Genomic DNA, 6,919 nt, shown 5'->3' with positions numbered 1-6,919 from the left:
CCGCCACCCTCCCCTCGAGGGGGAGGGAATCCCCCCGCCTCATGTTCATGATGTCGTCGGGCGGTCTCACCGCCGCCGATATGTTCCAGGGCAAGGACGCGTTGCTGTCCGGTCCGGCCGGCGGCGTCGTCGGCATGGTCGAGACGGCGAAACTCGCTGGTTTCGACAAGGTCATCGGCTTCGACATGGGCGGCACCTCAACCGACGTCGCCCATTATGACGGCGACTATGAGCGCGCCTTCGACACCGAGGTTGCCGGCGTGCGCATCCGTGCGCCTATGATGCGCATCCATACTGTCGCCGCCGGCGGCGGCTCGATCCTGCATTACGAGGCCGGCCGCTTCCGCGCCGGGCCAGATTCGGCCGGCGCCAATCCCGGCCCGGCCGCCTACCGGCGCAGCGGTCCGCTGGCCGTCACCGACGCCAACGTCATGCTGGGCAAGCTGCAGCCCGACTTCTTCCCGGCCATTTTTGGACCCAGCCAGAACGAGCCGCTCGACGTGGAAACCGTGCGCGAGAAATTCGCAGCACTCGCCGCCGAAATCGGCGACGGCCGCACGCCGGAGGCGGTGGCCGAAGGGTTCGTCACCATCGCCGTCGAAAACATGGCCAACGCGATCAAGAAGATTTCCGTGCAGCGCGGCTACGATGTCACCGAATATCTCTTGAACTGTTTTGGTGGCGCTGGCGGCCAGCACGCCTGCCTTGTTGCCGACGCACTCGGCATGGAAGCGGTGCTGATCCATCCCTTCTCCGGCCTGCTGTCGGCATACGGCATTGGATTGTCCTCGATTTTTTCGTCGCGCCAGCAGGCGCTGCTGAAACCACTGGCGGAAGACTCCAAGCCGGCGATCGACGAGCTTATCGCGACATTGCGCAAAGCCGTCATCGACGAGCTCGCCGCACAAGGCATCGCCGAGGACGCCGTCGCCTCGAAACCGGTGCTGCAGATCCGCTATGACGGCACCGACACGGCGCTGCCGGTGAATTTCGAGCACTGCTCGATCGCACGGGCCAAGGGCGAATTCGAAGCCGCCCACAAGGCGCAGTTCGGTTTCGTCTATGACGACAGGCCGATGATCGTGGAATCGGTCGGCGTCGAAGGCATGGACACCGGCGGCACCAGCCGCGAGGAAAGTGAGTCAGTCCTTGAGGACATGGCGGCAAACCCTTCGGAGCGTCGGCAAATCTTCGCCGACGGCACCTGGCGCGACGCCGGCATCTTTCGCCGCGAGGCGCTCAAACCGGGGCACAGGATTGCCGGCCCTGCCCTGATCATCGAACCGAACCAGACCATCGTGGTCGAACCGGGCTGGCAGGCCGAAATCACCGCCAAGAACCACGTGCTCTTGCGCCGCATCGAAAAAAAGCGCCGGCAGGCGGCGCTCGGCACCGAGGCCGATCCGGTCATGCTGGAGGTGTTCAACAACCTGTTCATGTCGATCGCCGAACAGATGGGCGTGACGCTGCAGAACACCGCCTATTCGGTCAACATCAAGGAACGGCTGGATTTCTCCTGCGCCGTCTTCGACCGCAATGGCGCGCTGATCGCCAATGCGCCGCATATGCCAGTGCATCTCGGCTCCATGGACCGTTCGGTGGAAACCATCATCCGGCTCAACTCGGGCGACATTCACCCCGGCGACGTCTTTGCATTGAATGCCCCTTATAATGGCGGCACGCACCTGCCTGATATCACTGTGGTGACGCCGGTCTTCTCCCTCCCCCTTGAGGGGAGGGTGGCCGCGGAGCGGCCGAGTGGGGACGCTGCGGCAGTGCTCGACGTTCCGGCGGTGTCTTCTGAGGAAACCCCTTCCGCCGCCTCCGGCGGCATCTCCCCCTCAAGGGGGGAGGAGATCCTCTTCTACGTCGCTTCACGCGGTCATCATGCCGACATCGGCGGCACGGCGCCCGGCTCAATGACGCCGCTCGCCACCACGGTCGACGAGGAAGGCGTGCTGTTCGACAATTTCCGCATCGTCGACCGCGGCCGGTTCCGCGAGAAGGAACTGGAGACGCTGCTCACCGACCACCCCTACCCGGCACGCAATCCGCACCAGAACGTCGCAGACCTCAAGGCGCAGATTGCCGCCAACGAAAAGGGCGTTGCCGAACTGCGCAAGATGGTCGCGCATTTCGGCCTTGGTGTGGTCGAAGCCTATATGGGTCATGTCCAGGACAACGCCGCCGAAAGCGTGCGCCGCGTGCTGGAGCGGCTGCCCGACAGTTCCGTATACGAGTATCCGACCGACACCGGCCAAGTCATTAAGGTGAAGATCTCGGTCGACCGGAAAAAGCGTGAGGCGACTGTCGACTTCACCGGTACCTCGCCGGTCATGAAGAACAATTTCAACGCCCCCGAGCCGGTCGCCCGCGCAGCCGTGCTCTATGTCTTCCGCGTCATGGTCGAGGACATGATCCCGATGAATGCCGGGTGTCTGAGACCCATCAACATCATCATCCCCGATAGCTCGATGCTGAAACCCGCCTATCCGGCGGCGGTCGTCGCCGGCAATGTCGAGACCTCCCAGCATGTCACGAATGCGCTGTTCGGCGCCATGGGCGCGATGGCCAACGCGCAAGGCACGATGAACAACCTCACCTTCGGCAACAAGCAGTACCAGTATTACGAGACGATCTGCTCCGGCTCGCCGGCAGGCCGGATGAACTCCGGCCGCGGCTTTGCCGGCACCTCCGGCGTCCACACCCACATGACCAATTCGCGCCTGACCGATCCGGAAGTGCTGGAATTGCGCTTTCCCGTCCTGCTTGAGAATTTCCACATCCGCGAAGGCTCCGGCGGCAAAGGCAAATGGAGTGCCGGCGACGGCACCAGGCGCACCATCCGTTTCCTCGAAAGGATGGAATGCGCCATCCTCTCCTCGCACCGCGATCGCCCGCCGCTAGGCCTGGATGGCGGCGGCGATGGCGAGGCCGGCTCGACCACGGTCCGCCGCAAGGATGGCCGCGTCGAAATCCTGAAGGCGTGCGACCAGACGGTGCTGGAGGCCGGTGAAGCCGTCATTGTGACGACACCGACACCAGGCGGATTTGGCCGCTCCTAGAGGAGGCATCCAGAATTCGCTCCGGCGAGTCAGGTGGGGTGGTTTTCAAGAACCGAAGCGGAGCGGACATTTGGGTCCGTGAGCATCGGAAGCGCAGAAAACCGCATCAGATGGCCGCCGGAGTAGAATTATCGATGCCTCCGACTGTCACCGGCCTGTCATGACCCTGCGCTACCCGCTTGCGGCAAAGCAAATGGGGAATCGCCTTGTCATGACGGATCTTTCCGGAGAACTGGTTTTTCGCCGCGGCAAGGAAGTTGGCAAAGCCGTTTATCAGAACCGCCCGCTGTCGAAGGCCGGCCTCTCCGAACGGCTCTTCGCCTTGCTGTTTTCCGGCCTCGTCTATCCGCAGATCTGGGAAGACCCCGATGTCGACATCGACGCGATGCAGCTTGGCCAGGGCCATCGCGTCGTCACTATCGCCTCGGGTGGCTGCAACATCCTCGCCTATCTCACCCGGTCGCCCGAAAGGATCGACGCCGTCGATCTCAACGCTGCCCACATCGCGCTGAACCGGATGAAGCTCGAAGCGGTGCGCCATCTGCCGTCCCAGGGTGACTTGTTCCGTTTCTTCGGCGCTGCCGAGACCCGTCACAATTCGCAAGCCTACGACCGCTTCATCGCGCCGCATCTCGACCCGGTCAGCCGCCATTACTGGGAACATCGCAACTGGCTCCGCCGTCGCCGCATCGCCGTCTTCGACCGCAATTTCTACCAGACGGGGCTGCTCGGGCTGTTTATCGCCATGGGTCACCGCACCGCCAAATTCTTCGGTGTCGATCCGGCCGGCATCATGCAAGCCAAAAGCCTCGCCGACCAGCGCCGCTTCTTCGACGAGGAACTGGCGCCGGTCTTCGAAAAGCCGTTGCTGAAATGGGCCACCTCGCGAAAAGCCTCGCTGTTCGGCCTCGGCATTCCGCCGGCCCAGTACGATTCGCTGATCACCTCGGGCGACGGCACCATGGCCAGCGTGCTGAAGGCCCGGCTGGAAAAGCTTGCCTGCGATTTTCCGCTACAGAACAACTATTTCGCCTGGCAGGCTTTTGCCCGCCGCTATCCCAATCCCGGCGAGGCGGCGCTGCCCGCCTATCTCGAAAAGCGCAACTACGACACGATCCGCAACAATGTCGCCCGCGTCGCCATCCACCATGCCAATCTGATCGAATTCCTCGCCGGCAAGGATGCCGGTTCGGTCGACCGCTTCGTCCTGCTCGACGCGCAGGACTGGATGACCGACGACCAGCTCAATGCGCTGTGGGCCGAGATTACCCGGACAGCATCCACTGATGCCCGCGTCATCTTCCGCACCGCGGCCGAACCCAGCCTGTTGCCCAGCCGGGTCTCGAATTCGCTGCTCGACCAGTGGTATTATGCGGACGAGGCGTCGCGCGAATTCTCGGCCCGCGACCGGTCGGCCATCTATGGCGGCTTCCATCTCTATGTGAAGCAGGCCGCATGAGCACGACCGAATTGCCGGCCAGGCACGCCGAACCGCCGGCCAGGCACGCCGAACCGCCGGCCAGGCACGCCGAACTGATGGACGGCGTTTACCGCTGGCAGCGCCACATCTACGACCTGACCCGCAAATATTACCTGCTCGGCCGCGACCGGCTGATCGCAGGGCTGGATGTGCCCGCTGGCGGCACCGTACTCGAACTCGGCTGCGGCACTGGCCGCAACATCGTCCTCGCCGCCCGCCGCTATCCCGACGCCCGCTTCTTCGGTCTCGATATTTCGGCCGAAATGCTGGAAACGGCCACTGCTGCCATTGCCCGCGAAGGCCTGTCCGGTCGCGTCACGCTGGCGCGCGGCGACGCCACCGATTTCAGTGCGACGGCCCTGTTTGCCATCGAAAGTTTCGACCGCATCTTTGTCTCGTATTCGCTGTCGATGATTCCCGGCTGGGAGAAGACCGTATCCGCGGCACTTGCAGCCCTGTCACCTGGCGGCTCGCTGCACGTCGTCGATTTCGGCCAGCAGGAGGCCCTGCCCCGTTGGTTCCGCAAGCTGTTGCGCGGCTGGCTGAGAAAATTCCATGTCGAACCGCGTGAGGCCCTGCGCTCGGTTATGGCATCGGAATCCGAGCGGATCGGTGCAAGCTTTCGGTTCAGAACACTGTACCGCGGCTATGCGTGGCTCGCTGTGGTCGGACCGCGCAAATAGCTTTTCTAGTGCAGCGCCTTCACCAGCGCTGCCAGCATGATTTGCGGCCGGTAGCCGAGCTTGGCCGGCGTCAGCCCGAGCCGCACAACCACTAACTGCTCCGAGGGGATGATGGCGACCGTTTGCCCGTCATGCCCCTCCATCCAGTACGTGTCCTGCGGCAGGCCCGCAGCGATGCCGGCGCCGGGGCTCTGCTCGTCGCCCGGCCCCTCGATCCACAACTGGCCCCTGCCGGAGACTTTCGAGGCCGGTGCGGCTTCCCGCATCCAGGCGACGAAGCCGCTAGGCAGGAGCTGCTGGCCGTTCCATACACCATCCTGCAGCAGGAACTGGCCGAAGCGCGCCCAGTCGCGCGCGGTGGCGTAGAGATAGGACGAGCCGACGAAGGTGCCGTACTCGTCGGCCTCCAGCACCGCGCTCTTCATGCCCAGCGGGTCCAACAGCGCAACCCTCGGCCACGCCAGCGCCTTGTTCTTGTCGCCGATCGCATCCTGCCAGAGCCGCGACAGCATCACTGCCGTGCCGCTCGAATAGGAAAACATTTTGCCTACCTCGCCGGTCAGCGACTTGGATCCGGCAAAGCCCGCCATATCAGGCTCGAGGTAGAGCATCCGCGTCACGTCGGTGACGTCGCCATAATCCTCGTTAAACTCCAGCCCGCTCGACATCGCCATCATGTCGGCGAGACTGATGGCGGCGCGGCCGTCCGCTTTCCAGGGTCCGAACAGGCCCTGGTTCGTCATCACCATCTTACCGTCCTTCACCAGCGTGCCGACGATCGCGGCATTTACCGTCTTGGTCATCGACCAGCCAAGCAGCGGCGTCTTTTCGGTAAAGCCGTCGCCATAACGCTCAGCGATGATGCGGCCGTTCTTGACTACTACCACCGCCCGCATACCGGCGCCGGTCATTGCAGGGTCGTCGAGGATTTTCGCGATTTCGGGGTTCTGCGAGGCATCGATCTTGTCGCCGACCGGCCAGAGCGCGTCGAGCGGCGGCGCAGGTGTCAGCGCCGGCCCGGCGACTGCTTTGGCCGCGGCGATGTCGCCATCCGGAACCGAAGCACAGCCGAGCCCGTCACGAACGACCGCGACGCTTTTGCCGAACACCCCGAACAGCCCGGCCGAGACGGTGCCCTGCTCCTTGTCGACGGAGACCCTCATCAGCCGCAGCAGCGGATGGCCCGGCGCCTGCACGTCGACGGCGAGCACCTTGTCGGCATCGCGTCCGGCGATAAAGACATTCGAGCAGACGATCTTGGCCGTATAACCCGAGCCGACGCGGATCAGTTCCGGCGGCGCGATGTAAAGCCAGGCGGCGAGTGCTGCGACCGCCAGCACGGCCAGCCCGAGCAGCCATTTCACCAGCCTCAGAACAATCTGCATTTTTCCGACTCCCCCCGGACGCTCATTTATGCCATCGATTTGCCGCCATTGCTTCGGCAAAATCGCGGTTCCTGTTGAGCGCAGTCAACGGAATATCAACCATGATCGGCGATCACTGATGCGTGTCGCCCAAAAGTGCGCAGCGGTTTTGGGATAACGACATGTATAAAAACAAAGATTAAAGCGCGTCGAAGCGCGCGCTTTAATATGGGAGCGGTCCTGTGGGGAGATCGCTTGGGGTACGGGTCGAGGGGCCCACCTGCAGCAACAACCCATCAGCGGCCGGCTGAAACCGGTTCAGGAGTA

Annotated in this window: 4 protein-coding genes; 3 read left to right on the top strand and 1 reads right to left on the bottom strand. The window is 63.5% G+C overall.

Annotation, left to right across the window (positions count from 1 at the left end):
• From EOA78_RS35940 to EOA78_RS12350, 3 genes are all read left to right on the top strand, one after another.
• On the top strand, window positions 1–3,065 hold a 3,065-nt coding region (locus tag EOA78_RS35940; RefSeq protein ID WP_164783730.1), incomplete at its 5' end, for a hydantoinase B/oxoprolinase family protein.
• A 160-nt stretch (window positions 3,066–3,225) separates the two neighbouring features.
• Window positions 3,226–4,524, top strand: coding sequence for a DUF3419 family protein (locus EOA78_RS12355; protein WP_127315354.1), 1,299 nt, complete (start codon window positions 3,226–3,228; stop codon window positions 4,522–4,524).
• Window positions 4,521–5,228 (top strand): class I SAM-dependent methyltransferase, encoded by a 708-nt coding sequence (locus tag EOA78_RS12350; RefSeq protein ID WP_127315353.1) that lies wholly within the window; start codon window positions 4,521–4,523, stop codon window positions 5,226–5,228. The genes EOA78_RS12355 and EOA78_RS12350 overlap by 4 nt, the downstream gene beginning before the upstream one ends.
• Before the next feature lie 5 nt (window positions 5,229–5,233).
• On the opposite strand, the gene EOA78_RS12345 is transcribed toward EOA78_RS12350, so the two are convergent.
• On the bottom strand, window positions 5,234–6,613 hold the full coding sequence (locus EOA78_RS12345; protein ID WP_127315352.1) for a serine hydrolase: 1,380 nt from the start codon (window positions 6,611–6,613) through the stop codon (window positions 5,234–5,236).
• Window positions 6,614–6,919 lie beyond the last annotated feature (306 nt).

The organism is Mesorhizobium sp. M5C.F.Cr.IN.023.01.1.1 (assembly GCF_003997585.1).
In the GTDB taxonomy this organism is placed as follows: Bacteria; Pseudomonadota; Alphaproteobacteria; order Rhizobiales; family Rhizobiaceae; genus Mesorhizobium; species Mesorhizobium wenxiniae.
Note: the sequence above shows the minus strand (reverse complement) of the source record. Positions and strands in the feature narration are given on the sequence as shown.

What these genes read in the sequence shown, in the direction of transcription:
- EOA78_RS12355 (WP_127315354.1), top strand. Translation starts at nt 3,226, where the DNA reads ATGACCCTGCGCTACCCGCTTGCGGCAAAGCAAATGGGGAATCGCCTT.
- EOA78_RS12350 (WP_127315353.1), top strand. Translation starts at nt 4,521, where the DNA reads ATGAGCACGACCGAATTGCCGGCCAGGCACGCCGAACCGCCGGCCAGG.
- EOA78_RS12345 (WP_127315352.1), bottom strand. Translation starts at nt 6,613, where the DNA reads ATGCAGATTGTTCTGAGGCTGGTGAAATGGCTGCTCGGGCTGGCCGTG.